This is a genomic window from Stenotrophomonas sp. B1-1 (genome assembly GCF_010894375.1).
In the GTDB taxonomy this organism is placed as follows: Bacteria; Pseudomonadota; Gammaproteobacteria; order Xanthomonadales; family Xanthomonadaceae; genus Stenotrophomonas.
Window position 1 is genome coordinate 74,345 of record NZ_JAAIUZ010000012.1, and the last position, 22,503, is coordinate 96,847.

Sequence of the window (22,503 nt, forward strand, 5' to 3'; positions counted from 1 at the left end):
TGCTCGGGCTAGCCAGAACGCTGTCGGCTCGGATGGGGCGCGCGGCAGCTTGGGTGCGCATGGGCTCGCGCATGTGGTCGACAGCGCAAACTGTACCCGGCCTACCTGCGCGACCCCGCTAGCACGCCCGGCCTGTCCCCCCGCTGTCATCGCGCGGGGGCACTTCATGCGGCGTCCACTGCGGTTCAGCCAGACTCGGCCGGCTCATTCTTTGATCGACCGGAGACCGCCGCCCCATGGAAGCACTGGAGCCGCAACCTTCCCCGGTGCGCACCCTACGGCCTGTGTTCGCCTTCGCGGCGATCGTTGTCGTGGCGTTCGCGCTGTTTGTCAGCCTGTTCCCGCTGGGTGCCGGCCGCCTGCTGGTGAAGGCCCAGTCCTGGGCCGCGCTGAACGTGGGCTGGTACTACCTGCTGGCCATGACCCTGTATCTGGTGTTCGTGGTCGGCGTGGCGCTTTCGCGCTATGGCGGCATCAAGCTGGGCGCCGACCATGACGAACCCGAGTTCAGCTATCTGTCGTGGGCCGGCATGCTGTTCGCCGCCGGCATCAGCATCACCCTGTTCTTCTTCTGCGTTTCCGAACCGCTGACCCACTACCTGCAGCCACCGCAGGGCGATGCCGCTGCCGGCGAGGCCGGTGCGCGCCAGGCCATGCAGCTGCTGTTCCTGCACTGGGGCCTGCACGGCTGGGGCGTGTTCGCCCTGGCGGCGATGGCGATGGCCTATTTCGCCTATCGCCACAACCTGCCGCTGGCGCTGCGCTCGGCGCTGTACCCGCTCATCGGCAAGCGCATCAACGGCCCCATTGGCTACACCGTGGACGCGTTGGGTATCGTCGCTACCGTGTTCGGCATCGGCGCCGACATGGGCTTTGGCGTGCTGCACCTCAACGCTGGCCTGACCCACCTGTTCAACGTGCCGCATTCCAACCTGGTGCAGATCCTGCTGGTGGTGGCGATGATGGGCGCGGCGGTGGTGGTGGCCGTGTCCGGGGTGGAAAAAGGCGTGCGCTGGATGGCCAACATCAACATGCTGCTGGCCATCGCGCTGGTGCTGTTCATGTTGTGCGCCGGCCCCACGCAGTACCTGCTGAGCACGCTGATGCAGAACCTGGGCGACTATCTGGGCAGCGTGGTCGGCAAGAGTTTCGATGTCTACGCCTACGGCGGGCGGCCAGAATGGCTGGGCGGCTGGACGGTGTTCTACTGGGCGTGGTGGATCGGCTGGGCGCCGTTCGTGGGCCTGTTCATCGCGCGCATCTCGCGCGGGCGGACCATCCGCGAATTCGTGTTCGGCGTGCTGCTGATCCCGCTGGGGTTCACCCTGGCGTGGCTGTCGATCTTCGGCAACAGCGCGCTGGACCAGGTGCTGCACCATGGCCAGCAGCAGCTGGCGCAGTTGGCGGTGGATGACCCGCCCACGGTGTTGTACGCGCTGCTGGACGGCTACCCGTGGAGCCGCGTGGTGATCGCAGTGACCGTGCTGGTCAGCTTCATCTTCTTCGTGACCTCGGCAGATTCCGGTGCGGTGGTGTTGTCCACGCTGTCTTCGCACGGTGGCGCGCCGGAAGACGACGGCCCGCGTTGGCTGCGCGTGTTCTGGGGCACGGTGATCGCGGTGCTGACCGCCGGCCTGCTGCTGGCCGGCAGCATCGACGCGTTGAAGTCTGCGGTGGTGCTGGCCTCGCTTCCATTTTCGGCGGTGCTGTTGTTGATGATGTGGGGCCTGACCCGCGCCTTCAGTGACGAATCACACCGCGAGCGGGCGCAACAGTTCCGGCCGTCGCCGTTGATTGGCGATGACCGCCACCACCAGGGCTGGCGCCAGCGCCTGAGCCAGGCCATGCACTTCCCGGTGCGTGACCAGGTGTACCGCTTCATGGATGACACGGTGAAGCCGGCAATGGAAGCGGTGGCCGAACAGCTGAGCGGGCAGGGCTGGGAGGTGAGCACGCGCTTCGAGGCCGGCGACATGGAATTGTCGGTGAACCATGGCGAGCAGCAGGACTTCCTGTACCGGGTGATCCTCAGCGGCTACCTGACGCCGTCGTTCGCCGCACAGCAGCTGCGCAACCAGCGTTATTACCGCGCCGAAGTGCATCTGTTCGAAGGCAGCCAGGATTACGACCTGGTGGGATACAGCCGCAAGCAGATCATCAACGACATCATCAGCCAGTACGAACGGCACCTGCAGTTCCTGCATCTGAGCCGGTGATGGTGGCCGGGCCGCCGGGCATGGCCCGGCGCTACCGGCGTGCATGATGGTTGGTAGAGTCGAGCTTGCTCGACTGCTTCTGGCGACGGCAGTCGAGCAAGCTCGACTCTACGGGCAAGCGGGCGGGCCGGCGTTATCGGTCATGTACGAACGCAGGGCATGGCCCGGCGCTACCGGCGTGCATGATGCTTGGTAGAGTCGAGCTTGCTCGACTGCTTCTGGCGACGGCAGTCGAGCAAGCTCGACTCTACGGGCAAGCGGGCGGGCCGGCGTTATCGGTCATGCACGAACGCCGGGCATGGCCCGGCGCTACCCTGGGTCAGGGGCGCAGCAGCACTTTGCCGCCGCGGCCGGGCTTGCCGCTGGCGGTCACGGCGGCGGCGACATCGTCCAGTGCGAAGACACCTTCCACCGGCAGCCTCAGTTCGCCGCTGGCCGCGCGCTGCAGCAGCTCGCCCACCAGCCGGCGCTTGTCTTCCACCGCCATCGCCTGGCTGACCTTGCTGCCCCAGAAGCCCTTCACTGTGGCCTGCTTGAAGATCACATCGCCCGACGGAATCTGCATCGGCTCGCCGGTCATCGAACCGAACGACACCAGGGTGCCGCCGTCACCGAGCAGGCCCACCAGATCGCCGGCGGCCGTGCCACCCACCGAATCGACCGCGGCAGTGGCACCGGCGTCGCCCAGCACCGCGCGTACCGCATCCTTCCAACCATCGCTGGCGGTGGAGAACACATGGGCGATGCCCAGCGCGGCCATCTCCTGCACGCCGGCATCGCGCCGCACCAGGTTCACCACCGGAATGCCGCGCGCGGCGGCCAGCATGGCCAGGGTCTTACCCACCGCGCCATTGGCAGTGTTCTGCACGATCCACTGGCCCGGTTCCACCTGCAGGTATTCCAGCAGCATCAGCGCACTCAGCGGCATGGCGATCAACTGCGCGGCGGTTTCATCGGCAATCGCCTCGGGCATCGGAATGACCATGCGCGCCGGGGCGATGAACGCTTCGGCCCAGGTGCCGTGCACCGACGCGGCAGCCACGCGCTGGCCGATCTGCAGGCCCTGTACGCCGTCGCCCAGCGCGTCGATGGTGCCCAGGCCTTCGCTGCCACCGATGGCCGGCAGCGTCGGCTTGTAGCCGTACTGGCCGCGCACGGTCCACAGATCGTGGTTGTGGATCGGCGCCAGTACGGTGCGGATGCGCACCTCGCCGGGGCCGGGAACCGGCAGGTCGGCGTCACCGGCGGCCAATACGGTGGCCGGATCGCCGAAGGAAGCATGCAGGGCTGCGCGCATGGGGAAGGTCCTGTGGAAAGAGAGATCTGATGTGGGGCCAGCGCCGCTGGCGACAAGCGTTGGTGTGTGCAACACCGTATCCTGCGACCGTTCGTCGCGACACGGCGTGATTACCGCATCTTGTGTTGACGATCTGCTGTATCCCCACTATGTTGTGGCCGTCACTCCCGGTCAGCCGCCGCCGCCGGACGATGCAACAGACGTCCCGCGGCCCGCCCTGATGGCTTGCCGTGTCGACGCGGCCGCCTTCGTGCGGACCCAGGTCGCCCCCACGGTCCGGATACCGGCCGCAGGCGCAGGCGCATGCCGACGATCTGGTGTTCCCGCGCATGGGCATCCCCAACCGACAGCCCCGTGCGCCGGTATCGCGCTCTGGGCCGCCACGGCGCTGCACGTTGTCCGCGTGCAGGCCTGGAGACGCACCACCATGAACGACACCCCCTATCGCACGGCCGATCTGGCCGGCGTCGGCGAAGCCTTGTCTGCCGGCGGCGAACAGGTACCGACCTGGATCAGCAAGGAAGCCGGTAACCGTCGCCTGCCGTTCGACGCCGAGCGCCTGCAGCGCAGCATCGACAGCATCCACGCCGAGTTCCCGCAGCTGGATGTGGCCGATTACCGGCGCGTGGTCCAGGCCATGGTCGAGCGCAAGCCCAGCATCAGCGCAGACGATCTGGTCGACCTGCTGATCCGCGAAGCCGAATCGCGCGTGGACCTGACCGCACCGGAATGGGAGCAGTTCGCCGCCCGCCTGTACCTGCGCCGCCTGTACAAGCGCGCCAGCCGCAACCGCTTCTACGATGTAGCGCTGAAGTACGGTTCGTTCGTCGGCCTGCAGGAGAGCCTGGCCGACCGCGGCGTGTACAGCAACGATGTGCTGCGCTGCTATTCGAAGGAAGAACTGCAGCAGGCCGGGCAGATGATCGATCCCGATCGCGACCGCCTGTTCGCTTACAACGGCCTGTATCTGCTGGCCACGCGCTACCTGGCCACCGATCGCACGCGCGAGGTCTACGAGCTGCCGCAGGAGCGCTGGCTGACCATCGCCCTGTACCTGATGCAGGACGAAAAGCCACGCGAACGGCGCATGCAGCTGGTGGGCGAGGCCTATTGGGCGCTGTCGAACCTGTACATGACCGTGGCCACGCCCACCCTGGCCAACGCCGGCAAGGTCGGTGGCCAGCTCTCCAGCTGCTTCATCGATACGGTGGACGACAGCCTGCAGGGCATCTATGACTCCAACACCGATATCGCCCGTGTTTCCAAGCACGGCGGCGGTGTGGGTGCGTACCTGGGCTACGTGCGCAGCAGCGGCGCGCCGATCCGTGGCGTGCCCAATTCGTCGGGCGGCGTGGTGCCGTGGATCAAGCAGCTCAACAATACGGCCGTGTCGGTGGACCAGCTTGGCCAGCGCAAGGGCGCGGTGGCGGTCTACCTGGATATCTGGCACCGCGACATCGAAGCGTTCCTGGACCTGCGCCTGAACAATGGCGACCAGCGCCTGCGCGCGCACGACGTGTTCACCGCCGTGTGCGTGCCGGATCTGTTCATGGAAGCGGTGGAGCGCCGCGCCGACTGGTACCTGTTCGACCCGCACGAAGTGAAGCAGGCCAAGGGCTGGTACCTGCAGGACTTCTACGACGAGCAGCGCGGGCAGGGCAGTTTCCGTGACCGCTATGCCGAACTGGTGGCCGACGAACGCATCAGCCGGCGCACGGTGAAGGCCATCGATCTGTTCAAGCGCATCATGCTCAGCCAGCTGGAAACCGGCAACCCGTTCCTGTTCTACCGCGATGAAGTGAACCGGAAGAACCCGAACAAGCATGCGGGCATGGTCTATTCCAGCAACCTGTGCACCGAGATCCTGCAGAACATGAGCCCCACCCGGATGATCCAGGAGATCGTCAGCGGTGACCAGATCGTGACCACGCGCCGGGCAGGGGACTTCGTGGTCTGCAACCTGTCCTCGATCAACCTGGGCCGGGCAATCACTGCGCCGGACGATTTGTTGGCCAGCGATGTGCTGGAGCGGCTGATTCCGATCCAGGTGCGCATGCTGGACAACGTGATCGATCTGAATGCCCTGCCGGTTCCGCAGGCCACCATCACCAACCGCAAGTACCGCGCCATCGGTCTGGGCACCTTCGGCTGGCACCACCTGCTGGCGCAGCAGGGCGTGCACTGGGAATCGCCGCAGGCCGAAGCGCTGTCGGACAGCCTGTTCGAGCGCATCAACTTCCTCACCATCCAGGCCAGCGCCGCGCTGGCGCAGGAAAAGGGCAGCTACCCGATGTTCGCCGGCAGTGACTGGCAGACCGGGCGCTACTTCCGTGAACGCCAGTACGCCGGCGAAGGCTGGGACGCGCTGGCGCAGACCGTGGCCACGCAGGGCCTGCGCAATGGCTGGCTGCTGGCGGTGGCGCCGAACATGAGCACCGCGCAGATTGCCGGCTCCACCGCCTCCATCGACCCGATATACAGCGCGTTCTACTACGAGGAAAAGAAGGACTTCCGCCGTCCGGTTGCCGCGCCGGGGCTGTCACTGGACACCTGGCCGTACTACGAAAAGGGCGCCTACAAGGTCGACCAGTTCGCCAGCGTGCGGCAGAACGCGCGCCGCCAGCGCCATGTGGACCAGGCCATCAGCTTCAACCTGTACGTGCCCAGCAGCATCCGCGCCAGCACCCTGCTGGAACTGCACCTGAGCGCCTGGCGCCTGGGCCTGAAGACCACCTACTACGTGCGCTCCAACGACATCGACGTGAGCGAATGCGAGTGGTGCTCCAGCTGATCGGCGAGCGCATCGCGCGACCACCGCACATTCCGCCGGGCGTGGCCCGGCGTTACCTTTGCAGGAACGACCATGGCAACTCCGCTCGACCGCATCAAGATCCTGGAACCCCGCCACCCCAACCGCAGCACCGGTATCATCAACGGGCGCACCAGCGGCATCCTGAACTGGAACGACATTCCGTACCCCTCGTTCTATCGCGCCTACAAGGAGCTTTCCACCAACTTCTGGATTCCCGACGAGGTGGACATGAAGCTGGACGCGCGCCAGTACGGCGAACTGTCCGGCCGCGAAAAGAACGCCTACGACTCGATCATCGGCCTGCTGGCCACGCTGGATTCACCGCAGACGCGCTTTATCTACAACGTGGCCGAGTACATCACCGACCCGGCCGCGCATGCCAATGCGGCGATCATTGGCCAGCAGGAAGTGATCCACAACGAGAGCTACAGCTACGTACTGGCCTCGATCACCGACCTGCCCAACCAGAACCGCATCTTCGAAATCGCCCGAACCCACCCGACCATCATCAAGCGCAACGCGCCGATCATGGGCGCGTATGACGATTTCATGCGCGAGAAAACCGCCGAGACCCTGCTCAAATCGCTCATCCAGTCATCCATCCTGGAAGGCATCAACTTCTATTCCGGCTTCGCGTACTTCTACAACATGGTGCGGCAGAACCGGATGACCGGCACCGGCAAGATCATCAGCTTCATCAACCGCGACGAACTGGCCCATACCAAGTTCATCAGCGAACTGATCCGCGCCATCATCGGTGAGAACCCGGAGCTGCAGACCCAGCAGCTGAGCGACTACGTGCATGGCGCCTTCCAGCACGCCATCGAACTGGAAACGCAGTGGTCCAGTGAAGTGCTCGACGGCATTGATGGCATCGACGTTGACGAGATGGTGCGCTACGTGAAGTACCGGGCCAACAAGATGGCCGGCATGCTGGGCATCGAGCGCCTGTACAGCGATACCACCGACAACGTGATGCCCTGGATCAAGGCCTACGCCGACAACTTCACCGAAACCAAGACCGACTTCTTCGAGATGCGCAATGCAAGCTACAAGAAGACCAACGTCGACAACGGCTTCGACGATCTGTGAGCCGCGCGGCGCGCTACGCATCCTGATCGTGGTGGCTTCGCTCAGTGGCAACACGCGCGAACTGGGGCGGATGATCGCCGGCCGCTGCCGCGCGGCGGGGCACGCCGTGTACTGGCAGGAGGCCGATGCCGCAGATCCGTCGGAAGCACTGGCCGCAGACCAGGCCGATCTGGTGCTGCTGGGCAGCTGGACCGACAACGCCGGGCGCACGCCGTCGGAAATGAAGGCCTGGATTGCCGCCACCGCTGAGCGCGGGCAGCGGCCGGCGCAGATGGCGGTGTTCGGCACCGGTGAAACGCAGTGGGGGCAGGAGTACTACTGCGGCGCCGTGCAGCGCTTGATCCGCTATTTCAACAGCACTTATCCGCCGCTGCGGATTGAACAGATGCCGCATGGTGAGCGCCATGCCGCTGCCATCGCCGAGTGGACCGCCGCGGTCCTGGCGCATTATTGGAGTACCGCCGATGCAGATCATCAACGCCACCACGCCTGAACAGTTCCAGCAGCTGCTGGCCGAGCACCCACGGGTGCTGGTGGATTTCCACAAGGACGACTGCCCCGGCTGCCGCATGCTGGACATGTCGCTGCATCGGGTGGCCACCAGCGCGGCCGGGCAGGGCACCACCCTGCTGCGGGTGCAGCTGGAAGCGGTCGGTGAAGCCTTCTTCCGCCAGTTGGGCCTGCGGCAGACGCCTACGTTGTCGCTGTTTCGTGATGGCGACGAGCGCGCGCGCCTGCCCGGTTTCCAGTCGCCGCAGCAGATTGAAGCCGCGATCGCACAGCATCTGTAACCCCAATCGGCCGGGGTCGCTTTTGTAGAGTCGAGCCGTGCTCGACTGCTCCGCGCGCGATGCACGATGAACGATGAACGATGAGTCGAGCATGGCTCGACTCTACAAGAGCATCCACGCATGGCGTGGATCTGCCGGGGTCGGATCCGCGCTTCGCGCACCCGCTTTTGTAGAGTCGAGCCGTGCTCGACTGCCCTTCGCGCGATGGCCGATCAGTCGAGCATGGCTCGACTCTACAGGGGCATCCACGCATGGCGTGGATCTACCGGGCTCAGCCGCCGGCGAAGGTGTCCACCAGCAGCTTCACGTTCAAGCTCACGATCAGCAGTGCGATCACCCACGCGGTGCCGCCCAGCCAGCGCGGCGCCACCAGGGCGCCCATCGTGGCCTTGTCGGTCACCAGCCGCACCAGCGGGATGATCGCGAACGGCAGCTGCATCGACAGCACCACCTGGCTCAGCACCAGCAGCTTCACCGCGCCCTGGTCGCCAAACAGCACGATCACCACCACCACCGGAATGATCGCCAGCAGGCGGGTGATCAGCCGCCGCAGCCAGGGCGGCAGGCGCAGGCGCAGGAAGCCTTCCATCACGATCTGCCCGGCCAGGGTGGCGGTCACCGTGGAATTCAGGCCCGAAGCGAGCAGGGCCACCGCAAACAGGGTCGATGCCAGGCCCACGCCCAGCATGGGTGCCAGCAACTGATGTGCCTGCTCGATGTCTTCCACATCCAGGCGGCCGTTGGCATGGAACACCGCCGCGGCCAGGATCAGGATGCTGGCGTTGATGAACAGCGCCAGGGTCAGCGCGATGGTGCTGTCGGTCACCGCCCAGCGCAGCGCACTGCGGCGACCTTCATCGGTGCGCGGGTAGGCGCGGGTCTGCACGATCGACGAATGCAGGTACAGGTTGTGCGGCATCACCGTGGCGCCGATGATGCCGATGGCGATGTACAGCGCGTGCGGATCGGTCACCACCTGCGCGCGCGGAATGAAGCCGCCCAGCACTTCCATCACCGGGGGCGCGGCCAGCGCGATCTGCACCAGGAAGCAGCCGAAGATGATCATCAGCAGGGCGATCACGAAGGCTTCCAGGGCGCGGAAGCCACGATTCATCAGCAGCAGCACCAGCAGCGTGTCCAGCGCGGTGATCACCGCACCCCACAGCAGCGGCAGATCGAACAGCAGCTTCAGGGCGATGGCCGTGCCGATCACCTCGGCCAGGTCGCAGGCGATGATCGCCGCTTCGCACAGCGCCCACAGCGCCAGGTTCACCGGCTTGGGGTAGCGCGCACGGCAGGCCTGGGCCAGGTCCATGCCGGTGGCGATGCCCAGCCGCGCCGACAGCGCCTGCAGGATCACCGCCATCAGGTTCGATATCAGGATGACCGACAGCAGCAGATAGCCGAAGCGCGAGCCGCCGGCCAGGTCGGTGGCCCAGTTGCCCGGGTCCATGTAACCAACCGACACCATGTAGCCCGGGCCGATGAACGCCAGCAGGCGGAACCACCAATGGCCCTTGTCGGGTACGGCCACCGACGCGTTGAGCGCGCCCAGACTGGCCGCAGGGGCGGCCGGGGAGTCGGTTTGCGCGACAGTGCTCATGGGTGCAATATAGCCACTGCTATACCGATTAGCAATGTGAAACAATCGTCTTTGCCGTGTCACTGGTCCAGAATTCAGCTTTGAATACAGGCATGACTGGAAGGGCGGGCAGACGCGTGCGCAGGAAGGACGATCCGACAACGGCAAAAGCCACCCCCTTGATCGAGGCCGAGCGCCAGGTCGAGAGCTTCCGCCAGGTGCGCGAGGCACACCGTATGGAACTGGTGGAAGACTATGTCGAATTGATTTCCGACCTGCTGGCCGATGGCGGTGAAGCCCGCCAGGTCGATATCGCCACCCGACTGGGCGTGGCCCAGCCCACCGTGGCCAAGATGCTGCGCCGGTTGGCGCGTGATGGCTGGGTGGTACAGCGGCCTTACCGTGGCGTGTTCCTGACCCCGGAGGGCGAGGCGCTGGCCCATGCCAGTCGCCAGCGCCACCAGACCGTGGAGCGCTTCCTGCTGGCGCTGGGTGTAGATCCGGATACCGCCCGCCGTGATGCCGAGGGCATCGAGCACCATGTGAGCGAACAGACCCTGGCGTTGTTCGAAGCCTTCGTGCGCAAGGCCGAGGGCTGAGGTTTGTGCGCAGGGCTTGCAGCCCTGCACCCGCTGCAGATCAACGGCAACGGCAAAAGCCGGCTATCCGTTGGATGGCGGGGTGGGTCCGGTTGAGGGGGGCGACGTAAATACGTCCATGTAGCCTCGGTCGCGCCATCCATGGCGCTCACGCCCCCTCAACCGGACCCACCCCGCCTTCGACAGTTTCCCGCGAACTGTTGGAAGGGTGTTCTGCTTTGGTGGGTGTCGACCTTGGTCGACACAGTAGATCCACGCATGGCGTGGACCTACTGGCCGCAGGCCGACCCCGGCACTTACCGGCCGCGGCGGAACGCGGCCGGGCTGCGGGCGCCGACGATGATCATGCGGATCATCGTGGAAATCTGTTCGATCAGTTCCGGGTCTTTTTCCGGCGGCAGGTCCATGGCGGTAGCGCCCATGGCGAACACCAGCCGGGTGATGGCGGTGGCCACCAGCTCCGGCTTGTACAGCTTGGCGCCATCCAGCGCGGCCAGGCGCACCAGGTCGTGCTGCAGCTCTTCTTCGAAGTAGTGCAGCTCGCGTTCCACCGCGTGCTTGAAGTCGTCCGACCCCACCGCGCCCTCGCGCAGCAGCACGTGCAGCAGCTTGTCGTCGGCGCGCAGCTGTTCCATGAAAGTTTCCACCGACACCCGTACCACGCTGGTCGCGCTGGAGGTGGCGCGCTGGCGGGCCTCACCAATGATGGTGCGCAGCGAGCGCCCGGCCACATCGATCAGCGCCACGGCCAGTTCGTCCATGTCGCGGAACTGGCGGTAGAAGCTGTTGGGCGCAATGCCGGCTTCGCGTGCCACTTCGCGCAGGCTGAGCGTTGACAGGCTGCGGTGCGGGCCAATCAGTTTCAGCGCGGCGGCCAACAGGTCCTCGCGGCTCACCGTACGGCGGGCCGGGCTGTTGGCATCTTCGGGCGGCGTCAGGGCGGTGGCAGCGGCCATGGGACTTCCGGGGGGACAAGGCTGAATCATACCCAATCCGGTTCAATATACACATGTATACACAGGTGTATGTGCGCCCGTATAGTGGCCCCATGAGCGCTGTCATCCGTCCGTCCCTGTTCTCTCCGTACCGCTGGCTGTCGCCGTCGCTGTTCGATTTCTGGGCCGGCCAGCTCAATCCGCTGTGGACCCTGCGCGAGCCCCTGGCCCGCCTGGTGCGGCGTGAACCGGCCGGGGAGGGCGCCACCACCCTGATCCTGCGCTGCAACCGGCACTGGAAGGGCATGCGTGCCGGCCAGCACATCACCCTGGGCGTGGAGCTGGGTGGGCGCATCCTGCGCCGCAGCTACAGCCCGACGATGATCGGGCGCCGCGAACTGGCCATTACCGTCAAGGGCGTGGAAGGCGGGCAGGTCAGCCAGCACCTGCTGCACCACGCGCGCCCGGGCGATCTGTTCCGCCTGGATGCCGCCTTCGGCGATTTCCACATGCCTGCCGCAGCGCCGGTGCTGTTGCTGGCCGCCGGCAGCGGCATCACCCCCATGCGCAGCCTGCTGCGCGAGGCCTGCCAGCGCCCTCTGGCGGCGCCGGTGGATCTGTTCTATTGGGAACGCACGGCGGCAAGCCAGCAGTTCCGTGATGAACTGCTGGCGCTGGCTGCGGCCACCCCGAACCTGCGCGTGCACCTGCTGACCACCCGCGAGGGCGAGGCCCCGGCCGCGCGCATCGATCGCCACACCTTGATGGTGCCCGGCGATGACACCCCGCTGGCCCAGCGCCATGTGCTGGCCTGCGGCCCGGACGGTTTCGTCGCCGCCGCGCGTGCGCGCCTGGCCCACCAGGTGGCCGGCTTCCAGGCCGAGGCCTTCACCCCGCCGGCGCCGATCACCGGCGCCGACAGCGAGGGCGAAGTGGCCCTGACCCTGGCCCGCAGCGGCCGCCAGCTGAAAGTACCGCGCAACCGCTCGCTGCTGGAAAGCCTGGAAGCGCAGGGCATCAAGCCCAAGCACGGCTGCCGCATGGGCATCTGCAATACCTGCACCTGCGAAGGCGTCAGTGGCGGCACCCGCCACCTGCGCACCGGCGAAACCCAGTCTGGCCCGGCCGCCCCGGTACGGATCTGCGTGAGTGCGCCGACCACCGACCTGACTTTGGATCTCTGAGGAACCGTTGCCATGACCCGCGCTACTGACCGTGCCCTGAGCCCCGTGGAGATGGATGCCTTCGGCAGGGAACTCGACGCGATCCGCGACCGTGTGATCGGCAGCCTGGGTGCGTCCGACACCCGCTACATCCGCCGCGTGGCTGCTGCCGTGCGCTGGTCCGGCGTGCTCGGTCGTGGCCTGCTGTTCCTGGGCGCGTTCTCGCCGCTGTTCTGGGCGCCGCTGCTGTGGCCGGCCTGCATCGCCGGCACGCTGCTGCTGGCGCTGGCCAAGATCCTGGAAAACATGGAGCTGGGCCACAACGTGATGCACGGCCAGTACGACTGGACCGGCGACCCCAAGCTCAACGGCAACACCTACGAATGGGACATCGTCGCCACCGGTGACAACTGGCGCAAGACCCACAATTTCCGCCACCACACATACACCAACGTGCGCGGCATGGACGATGACATCGGCTACGGCCTGCTGCGCATCTTCCCCGAACAGCGCTGGAAGCCGTTCTACCTGCTGCAGCCGATCATCGCGCCGATCTTCGCGCTGCTGTTCCAGTGGGGCGTGGCCGCGCAGGACCTGCGCCTGGGCCGTTGGTTCAAGGGCCGCATCAGCAGCCGCGCCATGTGGCTGCAGACCCGCCCGGTGGCGCGCAAGATGCTGCGCCAGGTGCTGAAGGACTACGTGTTCTTCCCGCTGCTGGCCGGCCCGTTCTTCCTGCCGGTGATGCTGGGCAACCTGGTGGCCAACGGCCTGCGCAACATCTGGACCTACGTCATCATCTTCTGCGGCCATTTCACCGCCGAATCGGAAACCTTCCCCAAGGAATGCCTGCGCAATGAATCGCGCGGCCACTGGTACCTGCGCCAGCTGCGCGGCTCGTCCAACATCAGCGGTGGTTTCATCATCAACGTGCTGTCGGGCAACCTGAGCCACCAGATCGAACATCACTTCTATCCCGATCTGCCGGCCAACCGCTACGCGACCATTGCCAAGGAAGTGAAGGACATCTGCCGCCGCTACGGCCAGCACTACAACAACGGCTCGCTGCCGCGCCAGTTCGGCCAGGTGGTCTGGCGCATCCTGCGCCATGCCTTCCCCAGCAAGCCGCGCCGCCTGCCGCTGGCCGACATCCTGTCGTCGCCCAGCCCGGCACCGGCCAACGCGGGCTGATCGCTCAGCCCGCCTGTGCCTGGGCGGCGCCGCCGGCGCGGTCCAGGCGGCGCAGGAACACCTGCATTTCCCGCTGCGCCTGCTGGTCGCCCTTGCTGCCGGACACGCACAGCCCACGTTCCCAGGCGGCGCGCGCAGCGCCCGGCTGGCCACCGGCCAGCCATGCCTTGCCCAGCAGCTTCCACGCGGCCGAGTACTGCGGGTCCAGGGCCACGCAGCGGCCCAGATGCATCGCCGCGCGCAGCGCGTCACCGGCATCCAGCCAGCCCTTGCCCAGGCCGAAGCGCAGCAGCGCGCTGTCCTTGCCCGCCGCCAGCAGCGCCTCCAGGGCCTGCATGTTCATGGGATGACCTCGAACACGGGCTGCAGCGATCCGGCCTGGAAGCGCCCGCGATGGAACAGCAGCGGAGCCCGGTCGGCGTCGCTGGCCTGCAGCACGCGACCCACCAGCAGCAGATGGTCGCCCACCGGCCAGTGCGCATGGCGGCTGCACACCAGGTGTGCCACCGCGCCGGCAATGCGCGGCGGCAGGCCGTCGTCCTCATCCAGCAGCGGCACGCCTTCGAAGCGATCGCGCACCAGTGGGTCGGCGAACTGGCGTGCCAGCGCCACCTGGTGCGCGCCCAGCACGCTGATCGCAAACTGCGGTGCGCGCTGGAAGGCCTTCAGGCTGTGCGCGTGCAGTGCCAGGGTCCACGACACCAGCGGCGGCTGCAGCGAAACCGGCACGAACGAGTTGATGGTCAGGCCGTGCAGCTTGCCGCGCGCGTCGCGGGTGGTGGCGATCGCCACGCCGGTGGGGTAGTGGCCCAGCAACCGCCGCAGGGCGCGCGGTGCCAGCGCGACCGACGGCTGCACGGCCGCGGCGGGGTAGACCCCCGCCCACGGCCCGGCATAGGGCATGCCTTCGGCGCTCATGCGTGCATCGCCTGTGTGTAGCGACGCTCCACTTCGGCCCAGTGGATGATCTGGAAGAAAGCGCCGATATAGTCCGGGCGACGGTTCTGGTAGTGCAGGTAGTAGGCGTGCTCCCAGACATCCAGCGCCAGGATGGGCGTGTTGCCGGACAGGCCCACGGCCGCGCCCATCAGCGGGTTGTCCTGGTTGGCGCTGCTTTCAATCTGCAGCCGCCCGCTGCGATCGCTGGTCAGCCAGGCCCAGCCGCTGCCGAAGCGGGTCTGCGCGGCCTTGCTGAAGGCGTCCTTGAAGGCATCGAAACCACCCAGGTCGCGTTCGATCGCTGCGGCCACTGCGGCGCCGGGGGTGCCGCCGGCCGGGTTCAGCACCGACCAGAACAGGCTGTGGTTGGCATGGCCGCCGCCGTTGTTGCGGACCGGCAGGCGCAGCGCTTCGGGCAGGGCCTCCAAGTCGGCAATCAGGTCTTCCACCGGCGTGGCCGGCAGCCCGGCCTGTTCCAGGGCAGCGTTGAGGTTGTTGATGTAAGTCTGGTGGTGCTTGCCATGGTGGATTTCCATGGTGAGCGCATCGAAGTGCGGTTCCAGCGCGTCGTAGGCGTAGGGCAGGGCGGGAAGCGAGTACGGCATTGCAACAGTCTCCGTGGGTGGCCAGGTGTCTGGCCGGGGGAGCACTGTTATCGCACCTCAACGTTGGTTGAGGTCAAGCATCCGCTGCGCTCGCCGGGCGTGGCCCGGCGCTACCTTCGAACGTGGCTTCGAGCTTGTCCAGGAACGTGAAGAGGACCTCGTTCATGCCGTCGTAGTCCTGCGCCAGCAGCTCGGCCGACTGCTGGACAAAGCGCGATGAACGCAAGGCGTCGAGCTCCTGCGTGGACGCGGCAATCAGCAATGCAACCACCTCGCGATTGAATTCCATGTGGCATTGAAAGCCATACACCAAGGGGCCGTACTGCACGATCTGCCGTGGGCAGCCTTCGCTCTGGGCGATGACCGTGGCAGCGGCGGTCAGGCCGGGCATGTCGTTGTGCCAATGACCAACGTCGAGCGTATCGCCGAAGTGGGCGAACGTGGGGTTGGCACGCCCTGCGGCGGTCAGGGTGATCGGGAACGTGCCGATTTCCGTGTCCGGGCTGTGCTCGAAGGCCGCACCCAGGGCTTCGCCGATCAACTGCGCGCCCAGGCAGACGCCCACCACCGGCTTGCCCGCCGCGGCAAACGCTGCAATCAGGTGCGTCTCTGCTGCGGCGTTGAAATGCGGGCACTCGTCGAGGGTCGTCGCCGGGGATTGCGGGCCGCCCATGACGATCAGCATGTCGTGGGCGTTGGCATCGGGCGGCAGCTGATCGCCCGCATGCAGTCGAGTGAAGCTTGTTCCGTGGCCCCTGCTGTCGGCCCATTGCGCATACGCGCCGGGCGCCTCGAAGGCTTCATGGATGACGAAGTGAACCTGCATCGGTGGCGTCCTGGGTTGAGCGGCGTGTGGGGTGGGTGCGAGGACGGCGCGCTACAGCGCGAGACGTTGCATTGCAGCGGTCAGGTCATCGGCAAAGCGCACCGCATCATCGGGCGCGAGTGAGGAAATGGTCAGACGCAGGCCGTGCGACGGCGCATGCACCCCGAACGACTCGCCACCCCGGGTCAGCCAGCCGTGCTTGGCCAGTTCGATGACCAGCGGCTGGCTGTCGGTTTCAAGGGGAATCCAGACGTTGAGCCCATCGCCGGACGCAGCGGTGGTGATACCGCGTTCGTGCAGAAGCTGGACCAGCAGCGAGCGTCTGTCCGCATAGCCGTCGCGCGCGTCTGCAATCTGGGCGTTGACCGTGGGCGAGCCAAGGCAGCCGATCACCGCCTGTTGCAGCAGATGGCTGACCCAGTGGGCGCCGGCAGCCAATCGAAGCCGCAGTCGGCTGGAGGTCTGCGCGTCGCTGGCAACGAGCGCCAGGCGCAGGTCGGGGCCCAGCGCTTTCGAGACGGACCTGACCAGCGCCCAGCGCCGCGCATCGGCAGGAATCACATCGAAATAGTCGTTCGTAGCGAGCAGTGCAAAGTGATCGTCAACGATCACCAGGACATTGGGACGGCGTGACAGTACGGCCCGGATCTCGGCCGCGCGCGTGGCACCAAGCGAACATCCCGTGGGATTCTGCGCACGGGGCGTCAGGATCACGGCCTGCGCCCCGCGGGCAAGTGCTTCCTCCAGCGCCGCCGGGATCATGCCCTCGGCATCCATGTCGACAGGGGAAGGCTGCAGACCCGCCACGCGCAGGGTGTTCACGCTGCTGACAAAGCAGGGGTTCTCAACGACCACCTTGTCGCCGGGCACCAGATGGCAGGCGAGAAGCCGCTCCACCGCGTCTACCGCGCCCCCGGTGATGTCCATCTGGAACGCGGGCGGGCAGTCGCCCTGCATCCACGCGGTGGCCAGCGCTTCCAGCTCCGGATGCACCGCCGGCGCCCCGTACAGCGCAGGCGGCTGGGGCCGTTGGCCAAGCACCTGCACGATGTCCGGCAGCCACTCCGGGTTCGGGTTGCCTCCGGCCAGGTCAGTCAACCTGCATCCCGGAACGGTTCCCTCGGCTTCGCCCAGGCGCATCGGGTCACGAATGGTCGTGCCCAGGCGGCCCTGTGTGGTCGCAACCCCTGCGCTGACCAGGCGTTTGTAGGCGCTGGAAACCGTATTGCGGTTCACGCCCAGCGAGGCCGCCAGATCCCGCACCGTCGGCAGCTCCTGCCCGGCCCGCAGCTGCCCGGCCTGGACCAGGCCACGAACGCTTTCGAAGATGGCCGCAGCCGAGGTGCCTACGATTTCCACAGTGTCCTGGGACGTGATAGCTTATTGGCCTAGGACAATAACACGGATGCCGTCGCGCAGGGCGCGAAGCGGCAACCACCCCACGTGAGGCATTGAATGACTACCGGCGGCAACCCACAGACAGGCACACGGCACGACCTACACGGCCTGTGGCCCGAGGCGACCACGGTGCAGGACATCGTGGCGAACCTGGCCACGGTGCAGTCCAGGATCGACGCGGCCTGCCTGCGCGTTGGGCGCGACCCGGCCAGTGTCAGGCTGCTGCCGGTCAGCAAGACCAAGCCGGAAGCCACCGTGCGCCGCGCCTTTGCGGGGGGCTGCCGGATGCTGGGCGAGAACAAGGTCCAGGAGGCCGTGGCGAAATGGGAAGCGACGCAGGATCTGCCGGCGCTGAAGTGGTCGATCATTGGCCATCTGCAGACCAACAAGGCCAAGGTGGTCGCCCGGTTCGCCGATGAGTTCCAGGCGCTGGACAGCCTGAAACTGGCCGAAGCGCTGGACCGCAGGCTGCAGATCGAAGGGCGTGGCCTGGACGTCTTCGTGCAGGTCAATACGTCAGGTGAAGCCAGCAAGTACGGGCTGGACATCGACAGCGTGCCGGGATTCCTGCGCCAGTTGGCACCCTACCGTTCGCTGCGCGTGCGGGGCTTGATGACCTTGGCCATGCTCTCGGCGCAACCCGAACAGGTGCGCCTGTGCTTCATCCGCCTGCGGCAGCTGAGAGAGCGCCTGCAGCAAGAGGCCATCGACGGGGTGTCACTGGACGAGTTGTCCATGGGGATGTCGGGCGATTACGAGATCGCCATTGAAGAAGGCGCCACGGTTGTGCGCGTAGGCCAGGCCATTTTCGGCGCCCGCGCCACGCCTGATTCCCATTACTGGCCTTCCCATGGCGAGGGGAGCGGGGTATGACGGTGTACCGACTGAACCTGTACCGGGGCGATCGCCTGCTCGGGCACTTTGAAACGGGAACGTCCACCCGCCGGGAGGAGCTACGGGAGCTGGTGGACCGCTTGAGCGCGGACTATCGGGTCGAGACGCTGGCCAGCTACGACGAGAAGCGACTGGTCGAGGCGTCTGCTGAAGGCATCAAGGTGCTTTACCGCGAGCTGCAGTTCAGAGCGATCGACCTGACCTGACAACGGCCCCGTTGTCCGTCGGTAGGTGTCCACCTTGGTGGACACGCCGCTCAACTCAACCAATCCCGGCACGCACCGTCGCTCTGCTCGCCGCAGACCTGCTGCATGCGCTGCTGCAGGCGGGCCAGGGTCTGCGCGCCCTGGTGCTTGCCGCTCCAGGTCTTCAACTGCGCCGCCAGCCGCTCGAAACGCTGCCGCGTGCGCTGGTGGTAGCCCGACGGCTGGCCCTGCAGTTCGGCAATCAACGCATCGGTGGCCTGTTCAATGCGGGGTGCATCCTGCGGGGCCAGCCGCAGCAGGCCTTCCACGTACAGCACGCCCCATTGCACGCGCGTGGCCGGACCCTGTGCGCCTTCATAGGCACGCTTCAGCCATTCCAGCGCACCGGCGGTGTCGCCGCGTTGCTCGGCCAGTTCGGCCAGTTCGGGCATGTAGTAGTAGGGCTGCTCGCTGCGCTTGATCTCGGCCAGCAGCAGCGCTTCGGCACCGGCGTCATCGCCGATCTGGCGCAGGGCGTACACCGCGCTGCTGATCGTGGCCTGGCGTGCGTGTGCATCGCTGGCGGCGGCATCGGCGGCGGCCACGCGCTGTTTCACCTGCGCGACAAGCGCGGGCGGCAGCGCGCCTTCGGGTTGTTGCTGGCGGGCCAATGCCAGTTCGGTCAGCGCACGCGACAGGGCGTCGTCGGCACGGTTGCCCTGGGCGGCGTCGGCGCGTTCCAGCGCGACCAGCAGCTGCTGGCCCAGGCGCTGCTCGGTGGCGGGGCCGGCGCTGGCCAGTTTCACCAGCTTGGCACCGGCATAGCCCAGCAGCTCGCGATTGCGGCGCACCTCGGCCGGCTGTGCCAGCACGGCCTCCAGCAGTTCGCGGGTGGCGGTCGGGGCGCTGCGCGGCGTCTCGGCCGTAGCCAGTGCCAGCAGCGCGAAGCGGCGCTGCAACGCAGGCTCGGGCGCGGCGGAGGCCAGTGCACTCAAGACATCGGTACTGCTGCGCGTGCCGGCCAGCTTGTTGGCGTCCACTTCCCAGCCGTAGTCGCCCAGTACCTGCCAGTCCTCACTGCCCAGTTTGGCGGGCGTGGCCAGGGCGGTGGCCAGGGTGTCGGCCACCGCGCTGCGGCGACCGGCGGCCACGGTCAGCACCCGGGTCAGTTCGGCCGCATCGTTGCCGCCGGCCACCCGGGTAATCTCATTGCGCTGCGGGTCCAGCACGATCAGCGTGGGATAGCCGCGCACGCCGAAGCGCTCGCCCCAGGCCTGCGCGCCTTCCTCGTCGCCGTCCAGGTAGACCGGCACGAACTTTCCGGTCAGGGCGATGAAGGCCGGATCCTTGAACAGCCCGGCCTTCAGCTGGTTGCAGGGCGGACACCACACCGCGCCCCAGTACAGCAGCACCGGCTTGCCACTCTCGGCTGCTTCATTGAAGGCATCGTCCACGTCGCCCTGGCGCCAGGCGATGGCCGTGGCCGGCGCGGCGCTGGCCGCATTGGTCGAAGCAACCGGGGCCTGCGCGGGCGAGCAGGCGCTCAGTGCCGAGGCGAGCAGCAGGACGGAAAGGGCAGTGCGCATCGGCGGGCGGTCCGTTGGGGGAATGACGCATTGTAGGAAGGCCGCCCCCTGCGGTTGATGCAGTTTGAGCATGACGGCCGTGCCTGCCGGCATATGCGGGTCAGGGGGCCCGCGCCGCCTGCAGTTCGTCGGCCAGCAGGCCGGCCAGCCAGTGCATGAAGGCCTGCACGCGGCGGGGCAGATGGCGGCGCTGCGCATAGACCAGGTTCACCGGCATCGGTTCGGCCACGCAGTCGGGCAGCACCTGTACCAGCCGGCCCTCGCGCAGCGCCTGGCGGGCGCCCATTTCCGGTACCTGGATGATGCCCAGCCCGGCCAGTGCGGCGGCGCTGTAGCCGTCGGCATTGTTCACCGTCAGCGCGCCGCGCATCGGCCAGCTGCGGTACTGCTGGCCATCGAAGTATTCAAACCCCGGCGAGCGCTGGCCCAGCGTGCCCACGTAATGCACCAGCGCATGCTGGTCCAGGTCGGCCAGTTCGCGCGGCACACCGCGCGCGGCCAGATAGGCCGGGCTGGCCACGTTGACGATGTGCATGTGGCCCAGTGGGCGCGCAACCAGGCTGCTGTCGTCCAGGTTGCCGACCCGCAGCACGCAGTCGAAGCCTTCGCGCACCACATCCACGCGGCGGTCGGTCGCGCTCAGTTCCACTTCCAGCGCCGGGTGCTGGGCCAGGAAGCCCGGCAGCTGCGGAATCACCAGGTTGCGCGCCAGGCCGCCGGGCATGTCCACCCGCAGGCGCCCGCTCAGTTCGCTGGTCTGGCGGCGGAACAAGCCCTGCAGTTCTTCCATGTCGTCCAGCAGATCATGGGCACGCTGCTGCAGCTGGGTGCCGTCGGCCGTCAGGTGAACGCGGCGGGTGGTGCGGTGCAGAAGCTGGGTGCCCAGTTCGGCCTCCAGGCGCTGGATGGCCTGGGAAACACTGGCCTTGGGCAGGCCCAGGCCGTCGGCCGCGCGGGTGAACGAGCCCAGCTCGGCCACGCGCAGGAAGACCCGCAGGGTATCAAGGCGGTCCATGGATTGTTTGGCCAGGTTGAACAGTCAAATCAGGATCGCGCGATTTATGGCGCCCGGCAATCCCAATAGTCTGGTCCCACTTCCTCCGCAACCAGGTGCACCGTCATGACGTCTTCTTCCCGTGTTGTCCTTGTTACCGGCGGCAGCCGCGGCCTGGGCCGTAACGCCGCCTTGGCGCTGGCCGCCGATGGCGCCGATATCGTCATTACCTACCGCGCGCAGGCCGACGCGGCCGAACAGGTCGTGCAGCAGATCCAGGCGCTGGGCCGTCGTGCTGCGGCGCTTCCGCTGGACATGGCCGACAGCGCCGGCTTCGCCGCCTTCGCCACGCAACTGCAGAACGTGCTGCAGGGCTGGGGTGCCACGGCGCTGCAGGGCCTTTTGAACAATGCCGGTGAAGGCCTGTACGCGCCGATTGCCGACACCACCGAGGCGCAGTTCGACAACGCCGTGGCCGTACACCTGAAGGGCCCGTACTTCCTCACCCAGGCGCTGCTGCCGCTGATCGCCGATGGCGGTCGCATCCTCAACGTGTCCAGCGGGCTGGCGCGCTTCTCGCTGCCCGGCAGTTCCGCCTACGCCATGATGAAGGGCGGCATTGAAGTGTTCACCCGCTATCTGGCACGCGAACTGGGCGCGCGTGGCATCAGCGCCAACACGCTGGCGCCGGGCGCCATCGAGACCGACTTCGGCGGCGGCCGCGTGCGCGACGATGCGCAGACCAATGCCATGGTGTCGTCGATCACCGCGCTGGGCCGCGCCGGCCTGCCCGATGACATCGGCCCGGTGGTGGTGGCGCTGCTGTCGCCGGTCACCGGCTGGGTGAATGGCCAGCGCGTGGAAGCGTCCGGCGGCATGTTCGTCTGATCAGCGCGCTCAGTGCCGGGGCGGGGCGGCCAGGGTCAGCGGCTGGTAGACCAGTCCGTGCGATTCGGCCACTTCGCCATCCAGCACGAAGCCGTAGCGCTGGTAGGTGGGCACGGCATTCAGTGACGCGCTGACACTCATCTGCGGCGTGCGCAGGTGCGGCAGTACCGCCTGCAGCAGCGCATGGCCGATGCCCTGGCCCTGGCAGGCCGGGGCCACGAACAACATCGCCAGGTGGCGGCCCTCCTTCAGTTCCACCACGCCCACGATGCGCGCGTCCTGTTCGGCCACCAGAATGTGGTTGTCGCCCTGCAGGCGATCGCCGAAGGCGGCGGGCGCGGCCACTGCGGTAAACGTGGCCACGCCCTGCGCGCCCAGCGTGGGCGCCACCGCCTGTTCGAACGCGGCCATGCACACGGCGCTGATCGCCGGGGTGTCCTGGGCGAGGGCGGGGCGGATCCTGTGCATGCAGTGTTCTTCCTGTGGTGGCGTGGCGGTCAGCCTGCCACGCTA

22 protein-coding genes are annotated in these 22,503 nt (G+C 67.1%); 11 read left to right on the forward strand and 11 right to left on the reverse strand.

Annotated features, from left to right (window positions below; translation table 11 throughout):
- Positions 1-236 precede the first annotated feature (236 nt).
- A complete protein-coding gene (gene betT, locus G4G00_RS10070; RefSeq protein WP_164273099.1) occupies positions 237-2,216 on the forward strand; it encodes a choline BCCT transporter BetT in 1,980 nt (659 codons plus the stop codon).
- A 319-nt stretch (positions 2,217-2,535) separates the two neighbouring features.
- Here the strand turns inward: betT and G4G00_RS10075 are convergent, their stop codons facing one another.
- The gene (locus G4G00_RS10075) at positions 2,536-3,513 is read right to left on the reverse strand and encodes a zinc-binding dehydrogenase (protein WP_164273102.1); all 978 of its coding nucleotides are present in this window, start codon (positions 3,511-3,513) and stop codon (positions 2,536-2,538) included.
- Positions 3,514-3,940: 427 nt separating this feature from the next.
- On the opposite strand from G4G00_RS10075, the gene G4G00_RS10080 reads away from it, so the two are divergent.
- From G4G00_RS10080 to G4G00_RS10095, 4 genes are all read left to right on the forward strand, one after another.
- Entirely contained in the window at positions 3,941-6,304 is a 2,364-nt protein-coding gene (locus G4G00_RS10080) for a ribonucleoside-diphosphate reductase subunit alpha (RefSeq protein WP_164273104.1), read from the forward strand.
- Positions 6,305-6,376: 72 nt separating this feature from the next.
- The gene (locus G4G00_RS10085; protein WP_108749818.1) at positions 6,377-7,417 is read left to right on the forward strand and encodes a ribonucleotide-diphosphate reductase subunit beta; all 1,041 of its coding nucleotides are present in this window, start codon (positions 6,377-6,379) and stop codon (positions 7,415-7,417) included.
- A 25-nt stretch (positions 7,418-7,442) separates the two neighbouring features.
- A complete protein-coding gene (locus tag G4G00_RS10090) occupies positions 7,443-7,910 on the forward strand; it encodes a flavodoxin (protein ID WP_343161372.1) in 468 nt (155 codons plus the stop codon).
- A complete protein-coding gene (locus tag G4G00_RS10095; RefSeq protein WP_108756383.1) occupies positions 7,882-8,208 on the forward strand; it encodes a thioredoxin family protein in 327 nt (108 codons plus the stop codon). The genes G4G00_RS10090 and G4G00_RS10095 overlap by 29 nt, the downstream gene beginning before the upstream one ends.
- A 271-nt stretch (positions 8,209-8,479) precedes the next feature.
- Here G4G00_RS10095 and G4G00_RS10100 read toward each other — a convergent pair whose 3' ends face one another.
- Positions 8,480-9,811, reverse strand: a complete 1,332-nt coding sequence (locus G4G00_RS10100) for an Nramp family divalent metal transporter (protein WP_164273109.1) — start codon at positions 9,809-9,811, stop codon at positions 8,480-8,482.
- 116 nt (positions 9,812-9,927) lie between these two features.
- Between G4G00_RS10100 and mntR the strand changes: the two genes are divergently transcribed.
- On the forward strand, positions 9,928-10,389 hold the full coding sequence (mntR, locus tag G4G00_RS10105) for a manganese-binding transcriptional regulator MntR (RefSeq protein ID WP_108749814.1): 462 nt from the start codon (positions 9,928-9,930) through the stop codon (positions 10,387-10,389).
- A 296-nt stretch (positions 10,390-10,685) separates the two neighbouring features.
- Here the strand turns inward: mntR and fabR are convergent, their stop codons facing one another.
- Positions 10,686-11,345 carry an HTH-type transcriptional repressor FabR gene (gene fabR, locus G4G00_RS10110; protein ID WP_108753290.1) on the reverse strand — a complete coding sequence of 220 codons (660 nt, stop codon included), beginning with the start codon at positions 11,343-11,345 and terminating at the stop codon, positions 10,686-10,688.
- Positions 11,346-11,437: 92 nt separating this feature from the next.
- On the opposite strand from fabR, the gene G4G00_RS10115 reads away from it, so the two are divergent.
- Positions 11,438-12,508, forward strand: a complete 1,071-nt coding sequence (locus G4G00_RS10115) for a ferredoxin reductase (RefSeq protein WP_240336113.1) — start codon at positions 11,438-11,440, stop codon at positions 12,506-12,508.
- A 12-nt stretch (positions 12,509-12,520) separates the two neighbouring features.
- Positions 12,521-13,675, forward strand: a complete 1,155-nt coding sequence (locus G4G00_RS10120) for an acyl-CoA desaturase (protein WP_108753288.1) — start codon at positions 12,521-12,523, stop codon at positions 13,673-13,675.
- A gap of 4 nt (positions 13,676-13,679) precedes the next feature.
- Here the strand turns inward: G4G00_RS10120 and G4G00_RS10125 are convergent, their stop codons facing one another.
- From G4G00_RS10125 to ptsJ, 5 genes are all read right to left on the reverse strand, one after another.
- Positions 13,680-14,018 (reverse strand): hypothetical protein, encoded by a 339-nt coding sequence (locus G4G00_RS10125; protein ID WP_164273116.1) that lies wholly within the window; start codon positions 14,016-14,018, stop codon positions 13,680-13,682.
- Positions 14,015-14,593 (reverse strand): flavin reductase family protein, encoded by a 579-nt coding sequence (locus tag G4G00_RS10130; RefSeq protein WP_164273119.1) that lies wholly within the window; start codon positions 14,591-14,593, stop codon positions 14,015-14,017. The genes G4G00_RS10125 and G4G00_RS10130 overlap by 4 nt, the downstream gene beginning before the upstream one ends.
- On the reverse strand, positions 14,590-15,219 hold the full coding sequence (locus G4G00_RS10135; RefSeq protein WP_164273122.1) for a superoxide dismutase: 630 nt from the start codon (positions 15,217-15,219) through the stop codon (positions 14,590-14,592). The genes G4G00_RS10130 and G4G00_RS10135 overlap by 4 nt, the downstream gene beginning before the upstream one ends.
- 73 nt (positions 15,220-15,292) lie before the next feature.
- A complete protein-coding gene (locus tag G4G00_RS10140) occupies positions 15,293-16,045 on the reverse strand; it encodes a glutamine amidotransferase (RefSeq protein WP_164273125.1) in 753 nt (250 codons plus the stop codon).
- 51 nt (positions 16,046-16,096) lie between these two features.
- A complete protein-coding gene (gene ptsJ, locus G4G00_RS10145) occupies positions 16,097-17,404 on the reverse strand; it encodes a transcriptional regulator PtsJ (protein WP_164273128.1) in 1,308 nt (435 codons plus the stop codon).
- A gap of 96 nt (positions 17,405-17,500) precedes the next feature.
- On the opposite strand from ptsJ, the gene G4G00_RS10150 reads away from it, so the two are divergent.
- The gene (locus tag G4G00_RS10150; protein WP_164273130.1) at positions 17,501-18,316 is read left to right on the forward strand and encodes a YggS family pyridoxal phosphate-dependent enzyme; all 816 of its coding nucleotides are present in this window, start codon (positions 17,501-17,503) and stop codon (positions 18,314-18,316) included.
- Positions 18,313-18,543 (forward strand): cytoplasmic protein, encoded by a 231-nt coding sequence (locus G4G00_RS10155; protein WP_164273133.1) that lies wholly within the window; start codon positions 18,313-18,315, stop codon positions 18,541-18,543. The genes G4G00_RS10150 and G4G00_RS10155 overlap by 4 nt, the downstream gene beginning before the upstream one ends.
- A 50-nt stretch (positions 18,544-18,593) precedes the next feature.
- On the opposite strand, the gene G4G00_RS10160 is transcribed toward G4G00_RS10155, so the two are convergent.
- Positions 18,594-20,108 carry a thioredoxin family protein gene (locus G4G00_RS10160; protein WP_240336114.1) on the reverse strand — a complete coding sequence of 505 codons (1,515 nt, stop codon included), beginning with the start codon at positions 20,106-20,108 and terminating at the stop codon, positions 18,594-18,596.
- A gap of 100 nt (positions 20,109-20,208) precedes the next feature.
- The gene (locus G4G00_RS10165; protein ID WP_108753281.1) at positions 20,209-21,123 is read right to left on the reverse strand and encodes a LysR family transcriptional regulator; all 915 of its coding nucleotides are present in this window, start codon (positions 21,121-21,123) and stop codon (positions 20,209-20,211) included.
- A gap of 105 nt (positions 21,124-21,228) precedes the next feature.
- Here G4G00_RS10165 and G4G00_RS10170 point away from each other — a divergent pair, with 105 nt between their 5' ends.
- Entirely contained in the window at positions 21,229-21,990 is a 762-nt protein-coding gene (locus tag G4G00_RS10170) for an SDR family oxidoreductase (RefSeq protein WP_108753280.1), read from the forward strand.
- A gap of 9 nt (positions 21,991-21,999) precedes the next feature.
- On the opposite strand, the gene G4G00_RS10175 is transcribed toward G4G00_RS10170, so the two are convergent.
- Positions 22,000-22,458: a GNAT family N-acetyltransferase gene (locus tag G4G00_RS10175; protein WP_108753279.1), complete on the reverse strand. Its 459-nt coding sequence runs from the start codon at positions 22,456-22,458 to the stop codon at positions 22,000-22,002.
- Positions 22,459-22,503: the final 45 nt, after the last annotated feature.